The organism is Pseudomonas botevensis (assembly GCF_019145475.1).
GTDB classification, from domain to species: Bacteria; Pseudomonadota; Gammaproteobacteria; order Pseudomonadales; family Pseudomonadaceae; genus Aquipseudomonas; species Aquipseudomonas botevensis.
This window is the reverse complement of record NZ_JAHTKI010000022.1, coordinates 56,665-76,939: the sequence shown is the minus strand read 5'-3', so window position 1 is coordinate 76,939 and position 20,275 is coordinate 56,665. Positions and strand designations below refer to the sequence as shown.

General features: G+C 61.8%; 20 protein-coding genes. 18 read left to right on the top strand and 2 right to left on the bottom strand.

Annotation, left to right across the window (positions count from 1 at the left end; genetic code table 11):
• The first annotated feature begins 8 nt into the window (after positions 1-8).
• The 15 genes from KVQ74_RS23430 to KVQ74_RS23360 all read left to right on the top strand — a co-directional run bounded on the left by KVQ74_RS23430 (position 9) and on the right by KVQ74_RS23360 (position 15,284).
• Positions 9-1,283: a Rieske 2Fe-2S domain-containing protein gene (locus KVQ74_RS23430; RefSeq protein WP_318837872.1), complete on the top strand. Its 1,275-nt coding sequence runs from the start codon at positions 9-11 to the stop codon at positions 1,281-1,283.
• The gene (locus KVQ74_RS23425) at positions 1,264-1,746 is read left to right on the top strand and encodes an aromatic-ring-hydroxylating dioxygenase subunit beta (protein ID WP_217833752.1); all 483 of its coding nucleotides are present in this window, start codon (positions 1,264-1,266) and stop codon (positions 1,744-1,746) included. The genes KVQ74_RS23430 and KVQ74_RS23425 overlap by 20 nt, the downstream gene beginning before the upstream one ends.
• 20 nt (positions 1,747-1,766) lie before the next feature.
• Positions 1,767-3,476, top strand: a complete 1,710-nt coding sequence (locus tag KVQ74_RS23420) for an NAD(P)/FAD-dependent oxidoreductase (protein ID WP_217833751.1) — start codon at positions 1,767-1,769, stop codon at positions 3,474-3,476.
• 31 nt (positions 3,477-3,507) lie between these two features.
• A complete protein-coding gene (locus KVQ74_RS23415) occupies positions 3,508-4,845 on the top strand; it encodes an amidase family protein (protein ID WP_217833750.1) in 1,338 nt (445 codons plus the stop codon).
• Between the two features lie 149 nt (positions 4,846-4,994).
• On the top strand, positions 4,995-6,263 hold the full coding sequence (gene mtr / locus KVQ74_RS23410) for a tryptophan permease (RefSeq protein WP_217833749.1): 1,269 nt from the start codon (positions 4,995-4,997) through the stop codon (positions 6,261-6,263).
• 264 nt (positions 6,264-6,527) lie between these two features.
• Complete coding sequence (locus KVQ74_RS23405; RefSeq protein ID WP_217833748.1) at positions 6,528-7,454, top strand: glutamate/aspartate ABC transporter substrate-binding protein; 927 nt, start codon at positions 6,528-6,530, stop codon at positions 7,452-7,454.
• Between the two features lie 192 nt (positions 7,455-7,646).
• Entirely contained in the window at positions 7,647-8,393 is a 747-nt protein-coding gene (locus KVQ74_RS23400) for an amino acid ABC transporter permease (RefSeq protein WP_217833747.1), read from the top strand.
• Positions 8,393-9,064 carry an amino acid ABC transporter permease gene (locus KVQ74_RS23395; protein WP_217833746.1) on the top strand — a complete coding sequence of 224 codons (672 nt, stop codon included), beginning with the start codon at positions 8,393-8,395 and terminating at the stop codon, positions 9,062-9,064. Before KVQ74_RS23400 ends, KVQ74_RS23395 begins: the two co-directional genes overlap by 1 nt.
• A complete protein-coding gene (locus KVQ74_RS23390; protein WP_217833745.1) occupies positions 9,061-9,795 on the top strand; it encodes an amino acid ABC transporter ATP-binding protein in 735 nt (244 codons plus the stop codon). Before KVQ74_RS23395 ends, KVQ74_RS23390 begins: the two co-directional genes overlap by 4 nt.
• A 97-nt stretch (positions 9,796-9,892) precedes the next feature.
• The gene (locus KVQ74_RS23385) at positions 9,893-11,794 is read left to right on the top strand and encodes a two-component sensor histidine kinase AauS (protein WP_217833744.1); all 1,902 of its coding nucleotides are present in this window, start codon (positions 9,893-9,895) and stop codon (positions 11,792-11,794) included.
• The gene (locus KVQ74_RS23380; RefSeq protein ID WP_217833743.1) at positions 11,791-13,119 is read left to right on the top strand and encodes a two-component response regulator AauR; all 1,329 of its coding nucleotides are present in this window, start codon (positions 11,791-11,793) and stop codon (positions 13,117-13,119) included. Before KVQ74_RS23385 ends, KVQ74_RS23380 begins: the two co-directional genes overlap by 4 nt.
• Positions 13,120-13,139: 20 nt before the next feature.
• A complete protein-coding gene (locus KVQ74_RS23375) occupies positions 13,140-13,469 on the top strand; it encodes a GlpM family protein (protein WP_217833801.1) in 330 nt (109 codons plus the stop codon).
• Positions 13,470-13,577: 108 nt separating this feature from the next.
• Complete coding sequence (locus KVQ74_RS23370; protein ID WP_217833742.1) at positions 13,578-14,498, top strand: arginase family protein; 921 nt, start codon at positions 13,578-13,580, stop codon at positions 14,496-14,498.
• The gene (locus tag KVQ74_RS23365) at positions 14,495-14,869 is read left to right on the top strand and encodes a DMT family transporter (RefSeq protein WP_217833741.1); all 375 of its coding nucleotides are present in this window, start codon (positions 14,495-14,497) and stop codon (positions 14,867-14,869) included. The genes KVQ74_RS23370 and KVQ74_RS23365 overlap by 4 nt, the downstream gene beginning before the upstream one ends.
• 31 nt (positions 14,870-14,900) lie before the next feature.
• Positions 14,901-15,284, top strand: a complete 384-nt coding sequence (locus KVQ74_RS23360; protein ID WP_404822728.1) for an EamA family transporter — start codon at positions 14,901-14,903, stop codon at positions 15,282-15,284.
• A 49-nt stretch (positions 15,285-15,333) separates the two neighbouring features.
• On the opposite strand, the gene KVQ74_RS23355 is transcribed toward KVQ74_RS23360, so the two are convergent.
• Entirely contained in the window at positions 15,334-16,206 is an 873-nt protein-coding gene (locus KVQ74_RS23355) for a fatty acid desaturase family protein (RefSeq protein WP_217833739.1), read from the bottom strand.
• Positions 16,207-16,305: 99 nt separating this feature from the next.
• Positions 16,306-17,067, bottom strand: a complete 762-nt coding sequence (locus KVQ74_RS23350) for a MipA/OmpV family protein (protein ID WP_217833738.1) — start codon at positions 17,065-17,067, stop codon at positions 16,306-16,308.
• A gap of 229 nt (positions 17,068-17,296) precedes the next feature.
• Here KVQ74_RS23350 and KVQ74_RS23345 point away from each other — a divergent pair, with 229 nt between their 5' ends.
• Genes KVQ74_RS23345 through KVQ74_RS23335 form a run of 3 tightly spaced genes read left to right on the top strand, consistent with a single transcriptional unit; the run spans position 17,297 to position 20,272 of the window.
• Complete coding sequence (locus KVQ74_RS23345) at positions 17,297-18,007, top strand: HAD-IB family phosphatase (protein ID WP_217833737.1); 711 nt, start codon at positions 17,297-17,299, stop codon at positions 18,005-18,007.
• Positions 18,000-19,394 (top strand): aspartate aminotransferase family protein, encoded by a 1,395-nt coding sequence (locus tag KVQ74_RS23340; protein ID WP_217833736.1) that lies wholly within the window; start codon positions 18,000-18,002, stop codon positions 19,392-19,394. Before KVQ74_RS23345 ends, KVQ74_RS23340 begins: the two co-directional genes overlap by 8 nt.
• Positions 19,391-20,272 carry an alpha/beta hydrolase gene (locus KVQ74_RS23335; protein WP_217833735.1) on the top strand — a complete coding sequence of 294 codons (882 nt, stop codon included), beginning with the start codon at positions 19,391-19,393 and terminating at the stop codon, positions 20,270-20,272. Before KVQ74_RS23340 ends, KVQ74_RS23335 begins: the two co-directional genes overlap by 4 nt.
• The last annotated feature ends 3 nt before the right edge of the window (positions 20,273-20,275 follow it).

Sequence of the window (20,275 nt, the reverse complement as noted above, 5' to 3'; positions counted from 1 at the left end):
GCAGAGAAGTGCATAAGTCTCTGTTCCTTGATCAGCAACTTTTCGAACAGGAACAGCAGCGGGTCTTTGCCGCGAGCTGGTGCTACCTGGGTCACGACAGCCTGATTCCCGAAACCGGCGACTATTTCACGGCCACCCTCGCCGCCCAACCCCTGGCAATGGTGCGCCAGAAGAACGGCGACATCGTCGTGCTGCACAACCGCTGCCCGCACAAGGGCGTGAAAGTGCTGGCCGAAGCTCGCGGCAACGTCGGCCGCTTCATGCGCTGCCCCTACCACGCCTGGACATTCAAGACCGACGGCGAGCTGCTGAGCATCCCGGTAAAAAAGGAATACGACAACTGCGATCTGAGCAGTTGCTCGGCCCACAAAGGCATGCAGGCCGTTGCGGCGATGCGCAACTATCGCGGTTTCGTGTTTGTACGGCTGAGCGAAACCGGTATCGGTTTCGACGAGTTTTTTGGCGAGTCGCTGTCGACGCTGGACAACATGGTCATGCGCTCCCCGCAGGGTCAGTTGCGCGTGATCGGCCAGCCGTTGCTGCACAAGCATCGCTGCAACTGGAAGATGGTGGTCGACAACCAGACCGACACCTGCCACCCGATGATCGCCCACGAATCCTCGGCCGGCGAAGCCATTCGCCTGTGGAAAGAAACCGGCGACCAGAGCCAGCCGGCGCCGATGGCCGTGGAGCTGTTTTCGCCGTTCATGGCCTCGTACGAATTCTTCGCCGGCATGGGCATTCGCGTGTGGCCCAACGGCCACGGACACACCGGCGTCAGCAATTCGATCCACAAGGCCTACACCGGCATTCCCGGCTACTGGGAACTGATGGTGGAAAGTTATGGCGAAGAACAGGCCCGGACAATCCTCGATGATACCCGTCACAACACCGTGTATTTCCCCAACCTGATGGTCAAGGGTCCGATCCAGACCTTGCGGGTGATCCGCCCGGTCAGCGCGAAGGAAACCATCGTCGAGTCGTGGATCTTCGAATTGCAGGGTGCCCCCGTGCAGTTGCTGGAAAGGACCGTGCAGTACAACAACCTGATCAACTCGCCGTGCTCGATGGTCGCCCATGACGATGTGGAGATGTACGAACGTGCGATGGAAGGTCTGCACAGCGACGCCAACGAATGGGTCAACGTCTCGCGCCTGTTCGAGCCGGGCGAGTCCTACAACCGGACCCGCGTGGTGTCCGGCACCAGTGAACTGGCGATGCGCAACTTCTACGACAACTGGCAAAACCTGATGCGGGACGACCATGCACCACGATCAAACTGAACGGGCCGTCGAGCGCTTGCTCGAGACCGAGATGCACCTGCTCGACCAACAGGACTTTGACACCTGGCAGCGGCTGCTGAGCGACGACTACACCTACTGGATTCCCATGAGCCGCGAACAACGCAGCCCCCTGCACGAATCCTCGCTGGTGTACGAGGATCGCTTCCTGACCACCCTGCGCATCAACCGTCTGGCCAATGCCCGCAATTTTTCCCAGCAACCGAAAAGCCGCTGCCTGCACATTGCCCAGCGCCCACGGATCACGGTCGAAGAACCGTCGCACAGCGCCGTCGCCAGCAGCAATCTGCTGTATTGCGAAGCCCGTGGCGACCACGAATGGCATTACCCGGCGACCGTCGAACATCGTCTGATCCACATCGATGGCGAGTGGAAAATCCAGGGCAAGAAGATCCTGTTGCTCAACCCTGATCGCGCCCTCGAAAGCCTGCAGCTCATCATCTGACCCGACCGAGAACTCCCCCCGTGAACTCCAAGAACAATCCTGCCCGCCAGGATACCGCGTGCCTGTCTTTCCCTTACGTCGACCTGCTCTACGACTACGGTCAGTTCCTGCGCAATGCCGACCAGGCCATCGGATACCTGCCCGCGCAAACGGCGGAAAAACACATTGGCATCGTCGGTGCCGGTCTCACCGGGCTGGTGGCAGCCTATGAATTGCTGCGGGCGGGTGCCCGTCGCGTGACGCTGTTCGAGGCGGAAAAAACCCACATCGGCGGGCGTCTGCTGACCCAATGCTTCGATGAAGAGCAACCGCAGTTCATTGCGGAAATGGGCGCCATGCGCTTTCCGCCAAGCGAAGTCGGGCTTTTCCATTACCTCGACAAGTTCGGCATCCAGACCACCGAAGCCTTTCCCGATCCGGGGGTGGTCGATACCGAGCTGCACTATCGGGGCGAGGCTTATCATTGGGCCGCGATGCAGCCGCCGCCGGCATTGTTCACGACCGTGCATCAGGGCTGGAATGCCTTTCTCAGAGAAGGCGCGGTGCTGGAAGACGGCACCCGACTCGCCCCGCCGCTGTTGCTGACCGAACTGCTCAAGCAGCATGACTACAGTGAAGTGCAGCCGGAGTGGCAACGCTATCTGGATTGCTTCGGTGACAGCTCGTTCTATTCGGCCATGGTGCGCATCTTCACCAGCAAGAACCCGCCGGGTGGCAAAGTCTGGCGCAAGCCGGAAGACTTCCACCTGTTCGGCTCGCTGGGCATCGGCTCCGGCGGGTTCCAGTCGGTTTATCGCGCCTCGTTCACCGAAATCCTGCGTTTGGTGGTCAACGCGCTCGAGGTCAATCAGCGGCTGGTGCCGAACGGCATTTCTTCGCTGGCGGAGCTGATCGCCGACACCTCGTTCAACGGCATGCAACTGCGCGACATGATCTGCCGAACCCGCATTGAATCGATCAATAAGGGCGCCGACGGACAAATCCTGCTGGCCGGCAGCAACGGCGAAACCTATGCCTGCGACCGGGTGATCACCACGACCACGACCCGCGCCTTGCAGGTCAATCTCAAGCTCACCCAGAACCAGGCGTTCGTGAACCGTGACGTGGCCCGGGCGATCAACGAAACCCATATGGTCGGCTCGTCCAAGCTGTTCATCCTGACCAGGGACAAGTTCTGGCTCAAGCACGGCCTGGCGCAGAACATCCAGACCGACACCCTGGTCAAGGGCGTGTACTGCCTGGACTACGCGCCACAGGACCCGGACGCCTGGGGAGTCGTGCTGATCAGTTACACCTGGGAAGACGACTCGCACAAGATGGTCTCGATGACCGACAAGGTGCAGCGCTGCCTGCGCCTGGTGGATGAACTGGCGATGAGTGCGCCGGAATTTGCCCGCCATCTGATTCCGCTCAACGGCGACTACCAGCGCTACGTACTCGAATACGACTGGCTGACCGACAAGCATGCGCTCGGTGCCTTCAAGCTGAACTTTCCCGGTGACGACATCTATTCCGAGCGCCTGTTCTATCAGTTCCGCACCGCTCTCGATCCGCAACAGGATACCGGTCTTTACCTGGCCGGTTGCGGCGCCTCATTCACTGGCGGCTGGGCCGAAGGCTCGATCCAGACGGCCCTGAACACGGCGTGCGCGGTCATCAGCAGCCTGGGGGGCGATCTGATCGCCGGCAACCCGCTCGACGGTCTGGTTCCGCAGTACCGCTACTGCTGAGTGCGTCCTTCCCTTTTCGACGAGACTTTCCATGTACAGTCAGTTTTCAATCGAACAGCTCGTTAACGGATTTCGCCGGGGCGAGCTCTGCCTCGACACCTGGCAGCAGGCCCTGCGCGAGCGCCATGGCAACGCGCAGCATCTGAACAGCTTCATCACTTTCGACCCGGCGATGCTGGCCTATGTCGCAGACGCGGATCGGCAAGCGCCGCTGTATGGCTTGCCGGTGTCCTTCAAGGACAACATCAACGTGCTGGGCATGCCGACCACCGCCGGTACACCCGGCCTTGCCGATTACCTGCCACAGGCCGACGCCGGCATCGTTGCACGATTCAAGCAACTGGGTGCGCGCGTGGTAGGCAAGAACAACATGCACGAACTGTCGTTCGGCGTGACCTCGGCCAATCACACCCACGGCGCGGTCATCAACCCGACGAACGAGCGCTACAGTGCCGGGGGCAGCAGCGGCGGTTGCGCCGCCGCTGTCGCCGCCGGGCTGGTGCCGTGCGCGGTGGGCACCGACACCGGCGGTTCGGTGCGCATTCCGGCGGCGTTCTGCGGGATCGTCGGCTTGCGCCCGACCACTGGCGGGTATCCGGCCGACGGCATCGTCCCCGTCTCGCAGACCAAAGACACGCCGGGCCTGCTGACGCGCACGGTGGAGGACTGCCGGTTTGTCCATGGGCACCTGACTGCCCACCACCTGCCAGCACTGCCCACGAATCACCCGTTGCGCATCGGCATTCCCGAACGCTTCCTCTGGTCCGACCTGGATGACAACGTCAGCCGCGACTGCCGTGCCGCCATCGACACGCTCGCCGCCAGTGACGTGCAGATCGTCCCGGTCGACGACAGCGTGATCGGCGAACTCAACGAGTGCATCCAGTTTCCGTTGCCGATCTACGAATTCTTCATCGACTTTCCTCGATTCCTGATGAAGGAAGGACGCGGCGCAGAATTCCTCGACATCCTGGCGCGGATCGAAGATCCCGGGATCAAGAAGATCCTCACCGCCCAACTGGAGAGCCCGGCGATTTCCTACACCGACTATGTACAGGCGTTGATGGGCAAGGTACGGCTGGAACAGGAATACCGGGGACTGTTCACCCGGCATCGGCTGGATCTGATGGCGTACCCGACCGTCAGTTGCAGCGCACCGCTGCTGGAGGATTGCGCAATGGAAAGCCATTTCGAGCGATTCGTGCGCAATACCGATCCGGCGAGCAATCTGGCGGCACCGAGCATCACCATACCGGTAGCGGCGGCGGATGCCTTGCCCGTGGGGCTGTCGTTCGATGCATTGCCGGGGCAGGACGGGTTTCTGTTGCAGGCGGTGAGCCGGTTGGCGCAACGGCTGAACATCAGGTAAGCGTCGAACCTGCAGGACTGAGCCGGCCCGCGGCGGCGGGCGTCAGCAGGCATCGATGCTGGCTGACACCGCGTTTTCGCGGGCGGCTCACGCCTGCCGGAGGTTCACTGGATCGAACCCTTCATAACAATATCAATGCAGGCCCCGCCATGCGTTCCACCTCACTTGCTTCATCCGCTGCACCCAGCGCTGTCGAACGCTCGCCCTCGGTACTGGGCGGCGCCATGATCATCGGCGGCACCATCGTCGGCGCGGGGATGTTTTCCTTGCCGGTGGCCATGTCCGGACTATGGTTCTACGGTTCCGTCGCGGTATTGGTGTTTGCCTGGTTCTGCACCTTGCATTCCGGCCTGATGATTCTTGAGGCCAACCTGAACTACCACGAAGGCGCGAGTTTCTCGACCATCACCCGTGACCTGCTTGGTCGCACCTGGAACCGGGTCAACGGTCTGAGCATCGTCTTTGTGCTTTACACCCTGACCTACGCCTATATTTCAGCCAGCGGATCGGTGATTCACCACACCGCGCATGCCATGGGCCTTGAGCTGTCACCGCGCATCGGCGGGCTGGGCTTCACCCTGTTGGTGGCGTTCATTGTCTGGCTCAGCACTTCGGCGGTGAGCCGAATGACCACCCTGGTGTTCGGCGCGAAGATCCTTGCGTTCTTCCTGACCTTCGGCGGCCTGCTCAGTCATGTCCAGCCGGCCACGCTGCTCAACCAGAGCAGCGGCGACAGCGCTTACTGGCCCTATCTGTTGGTGACGCTGCCCTTCTGCCTGACTTCGTTCGGTTTCCACGGCAATGTGCCGAGCCTGATGAAGCACTACGGCAAGGAGCCGCGACGAATCCGCGCCTGCCTGCTGGGCGGCACGCTGATCGCACTGGGTCTGTACCTGGTATGGATGCTGTGCAGCATGGGCAATATTCCGCGCGAGGCGTTCAAGGATATTGCCCAGCGCGGCGGCAATATCGACGTGCTGATCAGTGCGCTTGGCTCGCGCCTGGACAGTGCCAATGTCGATCTGCTGCTGACCTTCTTCTCCAACTTCGCCGTAGCCTGCTCGTTTCTCGGTGTGACGCTGGGTCTGTTCGATTACCTGGCTGACGTGCTCGGCTTCGACGATCACCCCATGGGGCGCCTGCGAACCGCTGCCGTGACCTTCCTGCCACCGATGCTGGGCGGCTTTCTCTGGCCGGAAGGGTTCATTCACGCCATCGGTTTTGCCGGACTGGCCGCCACGCTCTGGGCGGTCGTCACGCCGGCGCTGCTGGCCCGGGCCTCGCGCAAACGCTATGGCAGTCCGCGCTACCGGGTCTGGGGCGGTATGCCGATGATCGTTCTGGTGCTGTTTTTCGGGGGGCTTTGCGCGGTATCGCACCTGCTGTTCATGCTGGACGCGTTGCCGGTCTGGCGCTGAACCGTCCGCATTCGGTTTTCCGAACGCGACCTTGCGGTCGGTTCGGATAACCGGATCAGAAACGTGGAAAAACACCTTCAAAAAATATAAATACCGATATAAATCAATATCTTAACCAGTATAAACTGGTCTGGCACGACTCATGCTCTACACTCTCCCGACGAATGTCTGTTGCGCCAACACAACAGGAGCCGTCAGGCATTCGAAGCACAAAAGGGCCCGCTCAACCGGCTCCATAAAAAAAACAATGTCGAGGAAAATTTGATGCGCATCGTTCCCCATATCCTGGGCGCAGCCATTGCTGCCGCTCTGATCAGCACACCAGTTTTCGCTGCCGAACTCACCGGCACCCTTAAGAAGATCAACGATTCGGGCACCATCACGCTCGCTCACCGCGACAGCTCCATTCCGTTTTCCTACATCGCGGATGGTTCAGGCAAACCTGTGGGCTACTCCCACGACATTCAGGTCGCTATCGTTGAAGCCCTGAAAAAAGACCTGAACAAACCCGACCTGCAGACCAAGTACAACCTGGTGACCTCGCAAACCCGTATCCCGCTGATCCAGAACGGCACCGCGGACATCGAGTGCGGCTCCACCACCAACAACGCCGAGCGCGCCCAGCAAGTCGACTTCACCGTCAACATTTTCGAAATCGGCACCCGTCTGCTGGTCAAGAAAAACAAGGAAGGCAAGCCGTCCTACGCTGACTTCGCCGACCTGAAAGGCAAAAACGTCGTGACCACCGCCGGCACCACGTCCGAGCGCATCATCAAAGCGATGAACGCCGACAAGCAGATGGGCATGAACATCATCTCCGCCAAAGACCACGGTGAATCCTTCAACATGCTGGAAAGCGGCCGCGCCGTTGCCTTCATGATGGACGACGCCCTGCTGGCCGGCGAAGAAGCCAAGGCCAAGAAGCCGGACGACTGGGTCATCACCGGTACTCCACAGTCCTTTGAAGCCTATGCCTGCATGGTTCGCAAAGACGACCCGGCCTTCAAGAAAGCCGTGGATGACGCGATTATCGCCCTGTACAAGTCCGGCGAAATCAACAAGATCTACAGCAAGTGGTTCGAAAGCCCGATCCCGCCAAAAGGCCTGAACCTGAACTTCCCGATGAGCGACAAGGTTAAAGACCTGATCGCCAACCCGAGCGACAAGCCGGCGCCAGACGTGAAGATCTGACATTGATCTAACCTTATCGCCTGAGGGAGCCAATCTTCCCTCAGGCGACAGCCAATACCTGCTGGTTTCAACTGGAACACTCGACCTGGTGGTTTTCGAGCCGATCGCGTGTGCCTGGCGTTCAACGTCAGACGGGAAAGGATCTTCCCCAGGCGGGCACTTGTACATCGATCGAATCGAGGGGAGACCCTAATGAATTACAACTGGGACTGGGGCGTGTTCTTCAAGTCCACCGGCGTGGGCAGCGAGACCTATCTCGACTGGTTCATCTCCGGTCTGGGCTGGACCATCGCCATCGCCATCGTCGCGTGGATCATCGCACTGGTACTCGGCTCGCTGCTGGGCATCATGCGCACCGTGCCGAACCGCATCGTGTCGGGCATCGCCACCTGCTACGTCGAGCTGTTCCGTAACGTGCCGCTGCTGGTTCAGCTGTTCATCTGGTACTTCCTGGTGCCCGACCTGCTGCCGGAAAACCTGCAGGAGTGGTACAAGCAGGACCTGAACCCGACCACCTCGGCCTACCTGAGCGTCGTCGTGTGCCTGGGCCTGTTCACCGCCGCGCGGGTCTGCGAACAAGTGCGTACCGGTATCCAGGCGCTGCCGCGCGGCCAGGAATCCGCCGCCCGCGCCATGGGCTTCAAGCTGCCGCAGATCTACTGGAACGTGCTGCTGCCACAGGCTTACCGGATCATCATTCCGCCGCTCACTTCGGAATTCCTGAACGTGTTCAAGAACTCCTCCGTGGCGTCGCTGATCGGCCTGATGGAGCTGCTGGCGCAGACCAAACAGACCGCCGAGTTCTCGGCCAACCTGTTCGAAGCGTTCACCCTCGCGACCCTGATCTATTTCACCCTCAACATGAGCCTGATGCTGCTGATGCGCCTGGTCGAGAAGAAAGTCGCCGTGCCCGGCCTGATCTCCGTGGGGGGTAAATAATGGAACTCGATTTCAGTGGCATCATCCCGGCCATTCCCGGTTTGTGGAACGGCATGGTGATGACCCTCAAGCTGATGGCCCTGGGCGTGATCGGCGGGATCATCATCGGGACGATCCTGGCGCTGATGCGCCTGTCCCATAACAAGCTGCTGGCGAATATCGCCGGTGCCTACGTCAACTACTTCCGCTCGATCCCGCTGCTGCTGGTCATCACCTGGTTCTACCTGGCGGTGCCGTTCGTGCTGCGCTGGATCACCGGCGAAGACACCCCGATCGGTGCGTTCACCTCCTGCATCGTGGCGTTCATGATGTTCGAAGCGGCGTACTTCTGCGAAATCGTCCGTGCCGGCGTGCAGTCGATTCCCAAGGGCCAGATGGGCGCCGCCCAGGCACTGGGCATGACCTACGGCCAGATGATGCGCCTGATCATCCTGCCCCAGGCGTTCCGCAAGATGACCCCGCTGCTGTTGCAGCAGAGCATCATCCTGTTCCAGGACACCTCGCTGGTCTACACCGTGGGCCTGGTGGACTTCCTCAACGCCTCCCGCGCCAGCGGCGACATCATCGGTCGCTCCAATGAGTTCCTGATCTTCGCTGGTCTCGTGTACTTCATCATCAGCTTCGCCGCCTCGCGGTTGGTCAAGCGCCTGCAAAAAAGGTTCGCCGTATGATCTCTATCAAAAACATCAACAAGTGGTATGGGGACTTCCAGGTGCTGACTGACTGCAGCACCGAGGTCAAGAAAGGCGAAGTGATCGTGGTCTGCGGCCCGTCGGGTTCGGGCAAGTCGACCCTGATCAAGTGCGTCAACGCACTGGAGCCGTTCCAGAAGGGCGACATCGTGGTCGACGGCACCTCGATCGCCGATCCGAAGACCAACCTGCCGAAACTGCGTTCGCGCGTCGGCATGGTGTTCCAGCACTTCGAACTGTTCCCGCACCTGACCATCACCGAAAACCTGACCATCGCGCAGATCAAGGTGCTGGGCCGCAGCAAGGAAGAAGCGACCAAGAAAGGCCTGCAGCTGCTCGACCGCGTCGGCCTGTCGGCCCATGCCCACAAGCACCCGGGCCAATTGTCCGGCGGCCAGCAGCAGCGTGTGGCCATTGCCCGTGCGCTGGCGATGGACCCGATCGTCATGCTGTTCGACGAACCGACCTCGGCCCTCGACCCGGAAATGGTCAACGAAGTGCTCGACGTGATGGTGCAACTGGCCCACGAAGGCATGACCATGATGTGCGTGACCCACGAAATGGGCTTCGCCCGCAAAGTGGCTGATCGTGTGATTTTCATGGACCAGGGCAAAATCATCGAGGACTGCCCGAAAGAAGAGTTCTTCGGCGACGTGAGCAAACGCTCCGAACGCGCGCAGCACTTCCTCGAAAAAATCCTGCAGCACTAAAGAGCACCGCTGAACCTGTGGGAGCGGGCTTGCCCGCTCCCACACCGGATAGATGAAGCCAGTAGATTTGTGTTGTGGTTGACCCAAGGCATCTGTGATGAAATGCGACCCCACTCTTTATCGCGCAACCACGCCATCACTTGCCGTGAAACCCCGTCTGATCCGCCATTTGTTCCTGCCGCCGCTGATCATCGCCCTGATGATCGGACTGGGTTACGTCGGCTTCTGGACCAGTGAACACTTCGGCATCCGCAGCCTCGGCGAAAACGGCCAGCGTCAGCTGGAACTGCACGCCCGCGCCGTCGAAAGCGAAATCAGCAAATACACCTACCTGCCCAGCCTGCTGGAGCTCGAATCGAGCGTTTCGCAGCTGCTGGACGATCCGAGCGCCGAACACCGGCAAACGGTCAACGAATACCTGGATGGCCTGAACCGGCGCAGCCGCAGCCGGGCCATTTACGTCATGGACACCACCGGCCGCGTCGTGGCCACCAGCAACTGGCGCGATGTCGACAGCTACCTCGGTGAAGACCTGTCGTTCCGCGCCTATTTCCAGAACGCCGTACGCGGTCAGCCCGGACGCTTCTACGGCATTGGCAGCACCAGCGGCGAACCCGGCTACTACCTGGCCCACGGCCTGGAAGAACACGGCAAGATCATCGGCGTCGCAGTGGTCAAGGTGCGGCTGGAGGCCATGGAAGAACGCTGGCAGCGGGCGCGTCTTGAAGCGTTCGTCAGCGATGAGAACGGCATCATCATTCTTTCCAGCGATCCGGCCCGGCGCCTGAAATCAGTGGTGCCGCTGAGCGATGCAATCAAGGAAAAACTCGCCCGCAGCCTCCAGTACTACTGGTTCCCGCTCAACGAACTGCAACCGCTGGCCCGGGAAACCCTGGCCGAAGGCGTGGAAAAGCTCACCTTCCCGGCCAATAGCGAAGTAAAGGCCGATGAAGAAGACATCAGTTACCTGGCGCAAACCCGACCGCTGAGCGACACGCAGTGGAACTTCACCCTGCTGACACCGTTGCAGGACTTGCGCCGCGAAGCGATCAACCAGGGCATTCTGGTGGCCGTGGCCTTCGCTCTGGTGGCGTTCCTGCTGATCGCCTGGAACGAGCGCCGTAAAGTGATTGCCACCCGCCTCGCCGCCCGCGAAGCGTTGCAGGAAGCCAACAATCAACTGGAGCGTCGGATTACCGAACGCACCGCCGACCTGCGCGCCAGCAACGATCGGCTCAAGAGCCAGATCCGCGAACGGCGCCAGGCCGAGGAAACCCTGCGCCGCGCCCAGGACGAGTTGGTCCAGGCCGGCAAACTCGCCGCCATCGGGCAGATGTCCACCAGCATTGCCCACGAACTGAATCAGCCGCTGGCGGCGATGCGCACCCTGTCCGGCAACACCATTCGCTTCCTCGAACGCGGCCAGCTCGATGTCGCCAGCACCAACCTGAAAACCATCAACGACCTGATCGACCGCATGGGCCGGATCACCGCCAGCCTGCGCGCCTTCGCCCGGCGTGGCGATGACAAGGGCCGTGCCAGCCTCGGCAAAGCGGTGGATGCGGCGCTGCAAGTGCTCGGCGCGCGCCTGGAAAATACAGCGCTGCAATTGCATCGGCAGTTCGACGACGTGCAGGTGCAGATCGACCAGACCCGCCTCGAACAGATTCTGCTCAACCTGATCGGCAACGCCCTCGACGCCATGCAGGCGCAACCGCTGCCGGAACTGTGGCTGGAAGGCGAGGAATTCGACGGCAAATATCGCCTGCGGGTGCGCGACAACGGCCACGGCATCGACGCCGAGGCGCGCAAGCATCTGTTCGAACCGTTCTTCACCACCAAACCCGGCGAGCAGGGCCTGGGCCTCGGCCTGACCCTGTCCGCCAGCCTCGCTGCCGCCACTGGCGGCCATCTGGGTGTCGAACACCCGGCCAGCGGCGGCACCACCTTCGTCCTCAGTTTGCCGTTGGTAAGCCCTACTCCTGCCGAGCCGATATGAACAACGACCTTAGTGTGCTGATCGTCGAAGACGATCCTCATGTCCTGCTCGGTTGCCAGCAGGCGCTGACCCTGGAAGACATTCCCTGCATCGGCGTCGGCAGTGCCGAAGAAGCGCTGGAGCGGGTCGGCGAGGACTTCGCCGGCATTGTCATCAGCGACATCCGTCTGCCCGGCATCGATGGCCTGGAGCTGCTGAGCCGGCTCAAGGCGCGGGATCGCAGCCTGCCAGTGGTGCTGATTACCGGCCACGGCGACATCTCGATGGCGGTCGGCGCGATGCAGAAAGGCGCCTACGACTTCATGGAGAAACCGTTCTCCCCGGAGCGTCTGGTGGACGTCGCCCGCCGTGCCCTGGAGCAACGCGGCCTGGCGCGGGAAGTCTCGTCGCTGCGCCGACAACTGGCCGAGCGCGACTCGCTTGAGGGACGGATCATCGGCCGCTCGCCGGCCATGCAAAACCTGCGCGAACTGATCGCCAACGTCGCCGACACCTCGGCCAACGTGTTGATCGAAGGTGAAACCGGCACCGGCAAGGAACTGGTCGCGCGCTGCCTGCACGACTTCAGCCGCCGGCACGGCAAACAGTTTGTTGCGCTGAACTGCGGCGGCCTGCCGGAAAACCTCTTCGAAAGCGAAATCTTCGGCCACGAGGCCAACGCCTTCACCGGCGCTGGCAAGCGGCGGATCGGCAAGATCGAACACGCCGACGGCGGCACGCTGTTTCTCGACGAAGTGGAAAGCATGCCCCTGCCCCTGCAGATCAAACTGCTGCGGGTGTTGCAGGAACGCACCCTCGAACGCCTCGGCTCGAACCAGAGCGTGGCGGTGGATTGCCGGGTGATCGCCGCGACCAAATCCGACCTCGACGAATCGAGCAAGGCCGGGGAGTTTCGCAGCGACCTGTATTACCGCCTCAACGTGGTGACGCTGGAACTGCCGCCGCTGCGCGAGCGCCGCGAAGACATCCTGCAACTGTTCGAACACTTCACCCAGCAATCGGCCCTGCGTTTTGACCGCACGGCTCCCGAACTGGACAACCAGACCCTGTCGAACCTGATGAGCCACGACTGGCCGGGCAACGTGCGTGAACTGCGCAACGTCGCCGAACGCTTCGCCCTCGGCCTGCCGGCGTTCAAGAAGTCCGGCGCGAGCGGTGGTGGTCAGGGCCTGGCATTCGCCGAAGCGGTGGAAGCCTTCGAGCGCAATCTGCTCGGCGATGCCTTGCAGCGCAGCGGCGGCAACCTGACCCAGGCCAGCCAGGAACTGGGCATGGCCAAGACCACGCTGTTCGACAAAGTGAAAAAGTACGGCCTGAGCCATTAAGCGAGAACGACGTGGATCTGATTCTGAAAGCGGCACTGGGCGCGGCGGTGGTGGTGATCCTCGCGGCGCTGTCGAAAACCAAGAACTATTACATCGCCGGGCTGGTGCCGTTGTTTCCGACGTTCGCCCTGATTGCCCACTACATCGTCGGCAAGGGCCGCTCGCTGGATGACCTGAAAGCCACCATCGTGTTCGGCATGTGGTCGATCATTCCGTACTTCATCTACCTGGCGACCCTCTACGTGATGCTCGATCGCCTGCGCCTGGAGGCATCACTGGCCGTGGCGGTGGTGGCGTGGCTGATCGCCGCGACCGTGCTGGTCACGCTCTGGGTTCGCCTGCACGCCTGAAACAGCGCTGGCCCGTCCCTTGCATTTACCCGGCAAAGCCCGCCCGGCCGGCCCTCATGATGGATGAGGCCGGTGTCTGGATGGGTCTGCCAAGGGTGAATAGCGACCTTGAACATTCTCGATCTCGATCACAGCCTGACTGCCCAGGCGCCGATTGCGCGCCTGCTCGACAGCGGCCGCGCCAGACGCCTCGACCTGCTCGACCTCGGCCCGAAACTGCGCCTCTGGTCCAGCGAACGCACCTGGCGGCGGTTCGCCGAACGCTTGCAGCAACGGCCCCGGCACACGGGACCTGCGCCGGAAATCTTCTTCGTCGGCTCCGGTGACTATCACCACCTGACCCCGGCCTTTCTCACTGACCTGCCCGAGCCGGTCAGCCTCATTCATTTCGACAATCATCCGGACTGGGTGCGCTTCGCTCCCCGGCGGCATTGCGGCTCCTGGGTCAATCAGGCGCTGAAGCTGCCGAACATCCGCCGCATCGTGACCCTCGGCCCGTGCAGCGACGACCTGCAAAATCCGCAACTGAAGGGCGGCAACCTGAGCGCACTCAAGCGTGGGGTCCTGCAGTTGTTCCCGTGGCAGCACCCACCCTCCAAGGTCTGGGGACGGATCGGCGATGGCGCCGGGCATGAGCAGCAGGAAAACATGCTGCACTGGCACAACCTGTCCACGCTGGACTGGGCGCTGTTCCTGGACAACATGATTGCCGGCCTGCCGACCGATGCGGTGTGGATCACCATCGACAAGGACGTGCTGGCCAGCGAAGACGCCGCCACCAATTGGGATCAGGGCGGCATGCGCCTGAGCCACATGCTCCAGGCCTTGCGCGCGCTGGCGGCGAACAAGCGTGTGCTGGGGATCGACATCTGCGGCGAATACGCCCGCCCGGCCTTCAGCAACCTGTTCAAACGCTGGGAGGCCAGGACCGATCAGCCGCCCGCCGAGCGCTGGAGTGACGCCGATCTCCTGCGCAATGCCGCGACCAATCAGGCCTTGATCGAGCTGTTCGAGGAGCTGTTTCCATGACCTTCACCGTGATCGTGCTGGTGGCCCTGTCCATTGTTCTGGACGTCATCGGCCAGCTCTGTTTCAAGCTCGGCCTGGATCGCCTGCCGCAACTGGACGGCGACTTCCGCCTCCAGGTGTTCTGGGGCCAGGTGTTCAATGCGCCGTTGTTGTGGTGCGGGATCGGCGCCTATGTGATCGAGTTTTTCGTCTGGCTCGGCGCCCTCTCGCGGGCGCCGTTGAGCCTGCTGTTTCCCGCCGCCGCGCTGGCCTATTGCGGCGTGGTGCTGGCGGGCAAAGTGGTGCTGGGCGAAACCGTCAGCCGCCGGCGCTGGCTGGGAACCTTGGTGATTACGGCGGGCGTGATGCTCGTGTGTGTCGGCCATGTCTGAATCGCCCATGACGCTGCAAGGAAAAGACTCGATGCAATGGCTCCACGGACGTCTGGGCACCGTCGTGCTCTGGGCGCTGCTGATTATTCTGGAAAGTGGCGGACAGATCGCCAGCAAGGTCGGGGGCGATCACCTGGGGCAGATGGATTTCAGCCTGCAATGGCTGCAAGACATCGTCCTGACGCCGGGTGTCTGGGTGGCGATCGCCTGCTACGTCGGTGCGTTCTTCGTCTGGATGCTGATCCTGCGGCGCAGCAGTCTGTCGCTGGCCTTTCCCCTGAGTTCGCTGGTTTTTGTCGGCGTGCTGCTGGGATCGTGGCTGGGGCTGGGCGAGCAGATCAGTCTGCTGCACTGGGTCGGCGTGGCCGTCATCATGGCCGGCATTGCCCTGCTGGCCGAGGGCGAAGAGAACTGACACCGCTCAGGTGAGCTGCCGCCGGTGGCGGCAGCTCACGCCAACGCCCTCAGTTGTCTCGTTTGCGGTGAGTCAGCAGAAAGCCCAGCCCGTGGGCCAGCGGAATCTCCTTGACCCCCGCCTCGCGCTGTTCCTGGGCGATCTGCCGATGAAACGCCTTGACCCGGGTCCAGTGCATTTTCGGCCGGTAATGGTGTTCGGCGTGGTAGCCGTTGTTCATCCACAGCAGGTTGTACAGCGGGCTGTAGGCGCTGACGCCCCAGGCGATGGGCAGGTCCGGGTTGCCGCCGAAGTGTTCGTAATAACCGTTGAGCGACGACAGCGCCTGGCCCAGATACCAGAACGGCAACAACACCAGCACTGCTTGCCAGTCGTAAACCGCCAGCAGCAGATAAAACGCCACCGTCACATAGATTTCCACCTGCACCCAGCGTGCGTCCTTCGGGCGTTTGCGGCGCATCTCGGTGTAAATGGGCTTGGGATCGTCACGGAAAAAACTCAGAAAGGTGTAGGCCCAGGGATTCTCCGGTTGTCCGTCCTTGCCCCGCTGATAAATCGACAGCGGATCAACGGTTTTGCCATCCGCATCCGGCAGATCCGAGTTGCCCCGGTGATGGCGGTTGTGGATATCGCGATACAGGGTTTGCGAAAAACCGATGGTCACCGACAACAGCAGATCAAACCCACGGTTCAGCCACGCCGGAGTGAAATAGGCGTTGTGGATCTGATTGTGGGAAATGCTGTTGATGCTCCACGACAGGCTGATCGCATAGCCCAGCGCCAACGGCACGAAGGCCCACCAGGACAGCCCGTGGAAGGCACAAACCAGCCACAGCACAAAGGCAAAATGGGCCAGGCCCAGGGCAATGGGAATCAGGTCCCACAAGGAATGGGCCAGCAGACGGTAAACGGGACGAGCCATGAAGAACATCCTGAGGGAATGGGTTCGACACGGCTGTTTGCAAACCTCAGACCAGATTCCCCTGGCCCGACAATCCGGGCGCAGGAAGGCAGGCCGGGATCAGTCGAACTTGTAGGCGATGGCGGCCTGTACCTCGCCCTGATTGGTGTCGCCCACTGCTTTGACAATGCTGCTGTCCGCCGCCGAACGGGTCAGGTGAATCCAGCTCGCGCTGGTGACCAGCGACCAGTGTGGCGCCAGGGGAATCTCGAAGCTCTGAGTCAGGGTCATGTTCTGCAAACCGCCTCCGGCGTTGTAGGCGCGGATACCGGAATCCTGCGCCTCGCGATCACTGACGCCGAAGAAGGTCTGAGTGCCTTGGGCATCCGCAAAATGCGCGGTCAGGTTGCTGCTGCCGATCACCCCGCCGCCCAGTGGATAACCGATCTCGCCGCCGACCCGGCCGAATACCCCGCCCTGGCCACTGCCACCGCCCACGGCCTGGCCGACCGAGGCGAACACCCGCCAGAAATCGGCCGGGGCGTATTGCACGAAGCCGCCGGCCTCGGCCATGTCCGGCACGTCACGCAGGCCGCGCAACTCACCGTTGGCCGTGCGTCCGGGCAGGTAATTGAGATACGGCCCGGCGCTGAAACCATTGCTTTTCAGGGCGCTCCAGGTCAGGCCGTCATCGGTACTGAGGCTGACGTCCCCCCAGTCCAGATCGAGATACGGAAGCGGCCGCGTTTCGTAGCGGCTGCCGGTCGGATCGTGAGGCTGATAACCCAGCCCCACGCCGGCCTCACCGGTGATGCCGTCGGCACGGGCGGCCCCGGACAGGCAGGTCAATGCGATCAATACAGCCAGCGTGTTGCGCGTCATGAGGTCATTCCTTTTGCAAACCTGCGCGCATCAATCCCCGGATAAGACCCTTCGCGCAAGCACTCATGTTGTTTGTAGCAAGCTACAAAAATTGTAGCTCCGTTTCGCGAAAACCCCGCTCGCCCCCGCCATTACCGGGCCTCGCCGACTTGGCATAGTCCCTGCTCCCTCCCCTGCCAGGCGCTGACCGCGCATCCCGACAACTGCACCGACGCAACAGGTAACGCAGATGATTGACTGGCATATCGTGTGTGACTTCGACGGGACCATCACCCGTACCGACGTAATCGACAGCATCCTGGAACGCTTCGCCGACCCGAGCTGGGAGGCGATCGAAAACGAATGGCTGCAAGGCACCATCGGCTCGCGTGAATGCCTCAGCCGCCAGCTCGCGCTGATCCAGGCCACGCCTTCGCAACTGCTGGCGTTCTTCGACAGCGTCGAGATCGATCCGGACTTCCCCGACTTCGTCGACCACGTGATCGGCCTCGGCGCCACCGTTGAAGTGGTCAGCGACGGCATCGAGCAAGGCATCGCGCGAATCCTGGCACGCAACTACGTGACCCTGCTGCCGATCCTCGCCAACCGCCTGCGTCAGGTCGATCACGACAAATGGCGCATCGATTTCCCCTACGCCAGCGACGCCTGCCGCGCGGCCTCCGGCAACTGCAAATGCAAGTCCACGCCGTCGAGCAAACGCGTGCTGGTGATTGGCGACGGCCAGTCCGACATGTGCGTGGCCGCCACCGCCGACTTCGTTTTCGCCAAGGGCCGTCTGGCCGAACACTGCGAACGCAACGCCATCCCTTACGCCCGTTTCGACAGCTTCGCCGAACTGCCGGCGCTGCTGGCCCGGTTGCCGCTGGCCCGCGCGGCCAACGCCGTGCGTTTCATCACCGAATCCACTTCTGAAACACAGGAAACCCTGCACCATGTCTGATATCCGCATCGCGACAGCCGAAGACCAGATCCTTCTGGAAAAAGAAGCCAAGTACTGCTCCTACGGCGACACCGTCCACTACATCGAGCCGCCGCGCATCTTCAGCCGCTGCGAAGGCTCCTACGTCTGGGACACCGAAGACCAGGCCTACCTGGACCTGCAAATGTGGTACTCGGCAGTCAACTTCGGCTACGCCAACCCACGCCTGAACAATGCCCTGAAGCAACAGATCGACACCCTGCCGCAGATCGCCAGCCAATACCTGCACAAGGGCAAGATCGAGCTGTCGGAAATGATCGCGGTCGACGCCAAGAACAAGTTCGGCCTCGACGGCCGGGTGCATTTCAACGTCGGCGGCTCGCAGTCCATCGAGGACTCGCTGAAAGTGGTGCGCAACGCCAGCAACGGCAAAAGCCTGATGTTCGCCTTCGAGGGCGGTTATCACGGCCGTACCCTCGGCGCCTCGTCGATCACCTCCAGCTACCGCTATCGCCGCCGCTACGGCCACTTCGGCGAGCGCGCGCAGTTCATCCCGTTCCCGTACCACTTCCGTGGCCCGAAAGGCATGACCAAGGAAGAATACGGCAGTTACTGCGTGCAGCAGTTCGCCCGCCTGTTCGAGACCGAATACAACGGTGTGTGGGACCCGAAGGTCGGCGCCAGTGAATACGCCGCGTTCTACGTCGAGCCGATCCAGGGCACCGGCGGCTACGTGATTCCGCCGATGAACTTCTACAGCGAACTCAAGCATGTGCTGGACCAGCACGGCATTTTGCTGGTCGTCGACGAAATCCAGATGGGTTTCTATCGCACCGGCAAGCTGTGGTCGATCGAACACTTCGACGTCAAACCGGACGTGATCGTCTTCGGTAAAGCCCTGACCAACGGCCTCAACCCACTGGGCGGCATCTGGGCCAAGGAAGAGCTGATCAACCCGAAAGTCTTCCCGCCAGGCTCGACCCACTCCACCTTCGCCTCCAACCCGCTGGGCACCGCCGTGGGCCTGGAAATGTTCAAGATGACCAGCGAAGTCGACTACGGCGCGATGGTCATGGCCAAGGGCAAATACTTCCTCGAAGGCCTGCAAGACCTGAAAAAACGCTACCCGATCATCGGCGACGTCGACGGTCTGGGCCTGGCGCTGCGTTGCGAAATCTGCGCGCCGGATGGCTTCACCCCGGACAAGGCCACTCTGGACTTCATGGTCGAGGAAGGCATGAAGGGCGACATCGAGATCGACGGCAAGCGCCTGGGCCTGATCCTCGACGTCGGCGGCTACTACAAGAACGTCATCACCCTCGCGCCATCGCTGGAAATCAGCTATCCGGAAATTGACCTCGGCCTGGCCCTGCTCGACCGTCTGCTGCACCGGGCGATGAAGCGATGAACGAGCACGGGATCGATCTGGGCGAAGGCGACGCCGGTTTCGTTCTCGGCTCAGGGGAGGTCGCGGTGTTGTTGATCCACGGCCTCACCGGCACCCCGACGGAGTTGCGTCGGGTGGCCGTGGGCCTGGCCAAGGCCGGGTGTACGGTCTATGTGCCGACCCTGGCCGGGCACTGCGGGAACAACGCCGATCTGCAAGCCACCGGTTGGCGCGACTGGTACGAGGGGGTGCGCAAGACCTTCGTCGACATCCGCCGTCATCACTCGAAAGTGTTCGTCGGTGGCCTGTCCATGGGGGCGGTGATGTCGATGTACGTGGCGTCCGAACATCCGGGGCAAGTGGCCGGGTTGCTGATGTATTCCACGACCCTCAAGTACGACGGCTGGAGCATCCACAAACTGGCGTTCCTTACGCCGCTGTTGATGAGGATTCCGTTCGGCGTACACATCTGTCGCTTCGAGGAAAAACCACCCTACGGCATCAAGAACGAACGTTTGCGCGCCATCGTCGAACGGCAGATGAAAGAAGGCCAGAGCAGTCAGGCCGGTCTGCTGACCATGGAGGGCGTGACCGTGCGCGAACTGCACCGCATGAACGCCGTGGTGAAGAAACGCATGCCGTCCATCACCACCCCGGCGCTGGTCCTGCACTCCATCGAGGACGACATCACCAGCCGCTGGAACGCCGACTACGTGGAACGCAAGCTCGGCGGCGACGTGGTGAAGATTCTGCTCGACGACTGCTATCACATGATCACGGTCGACCTGCAATACCGGCGTGTCGTGGAGTTGAGCGTGGACTTCATCGAAAACCATCGGGCGGCGGTGCCCTCCGTCAGCCATTCCCTGCCGGCTCAGGAATACCGACAACTGGCGTAAACC

Bases quoted from the DNA above. Each gene is read 5' to 3' on its own strand.
- KVQ74_RS23390 (WP_217833745.1), top strand. From the start codon at position 9,061: ATGATCTCTATCAAAAACATCAACAAGTGGTATGGGGACTTCCAGGTG.
- KVQ74_RS23405 (WP_217833748.1), top strand. From the start codon at position 6,528: ATGCGCATCGTTCCCCATATCCTGGGCGCAGCCATTGCTGCCGCTCTG.
- KVQ74_RS23335 (WP_217833735.1), top strand. From the start codon at position 19,391: ATGAACGAGCACGGGATCGATCTGGGCGAAGGCGACGCCGGTTTCGTT.
- KVQ74_RS23340 (WP_217833736.1), top strand. From the start codon at position 18,000: ATGTCTGATATCCGCATCGCGACAGCCGAAGACCAGATCCTTCTGGAA.
- KVQ74_RS23415 (WP_217833750.1), top strand. From the start codon at position 3,508: ATGTACAGTCAGTTTTCAATCGAACAGCTCGTTAACGGATTTCGCCGG.
- KVQ74_RS23360 (WP_404822728.1), top strand. From the start codon at position 14,901: ATGCAATGGCTCCACGGACGTCTGGGCACCGTCGTGCTCTGGGCGCTG.
- KVQ74_RS23380 (WP_217833743.1), top strand. From the start codon at position 11,791: ATGAACAACGACCTTAGTGTGCTGATCGTCGAAGACGATCCTCATGTC.
- KVQ74_RS23395 (WP_217833746.1), top strand. From the start codon at position 8,393: ATGGAACTCGATTTCAGTGGCATCATCCCGGCCATTCCCGGTTTGTGG.
- KVQ74_RS23365 (WP_217833741.1), top strand. From the start codon at position 14,495: ATGACCTTCACCGTGATCGTGCTGGTGGCCCTGTCCATTGTTCTGGAC.
- KVQ74_RS23425 (WP_217833752.1), top strand. From the start codon at position 1,264: ATGCACCACGATCAAACTGAACGGGCCGTCGAGCGCTTGCTCGAGACC.
- KVQ74_RS23355 (WP_217833739.1), bottom strand. From the start codon at position 16,206: ATGGCTCGTCCCGTTTACCGTCTGCTGGCCCATTCCTTGTGGGACCTG.
- KVQ74_RS23345 (WP_217833737.1), top strand. From the start codon at position 17,297: ATGATTGACTGGCATATCGTGTGTGACTTCGACGGGACCATCACCCGT.
- KVQ74_RS23385 (WP_217833744.1), top strand. From the start codon at position 9,893: ATGAAATGCGACCCCACTCTTTATCGCGCAACCACGCCATCACTTGCC.
- mtr (WP_217833749.1), top strand. From the start codon at position 4,995: ATGCGTTCCACCTCACTTGCTTCATCCGCTGCACCCAGCGCTGTCGAA.
- KVQ74_RS23400 (WP_217833747.1), top strand. From the start codon at position 7,647: ATGAATTACAACTGGGACTGGGGCGTGTTCTTCAAGTCCACCGGCGTG.
- KVQ74_RS23350 (WP_217833738.1), bottom strand. From the start codon at position 17,067: ATGACGCGCAACACGCTGGCTGTATTGATCGCATTGACCTGCCTGTCC.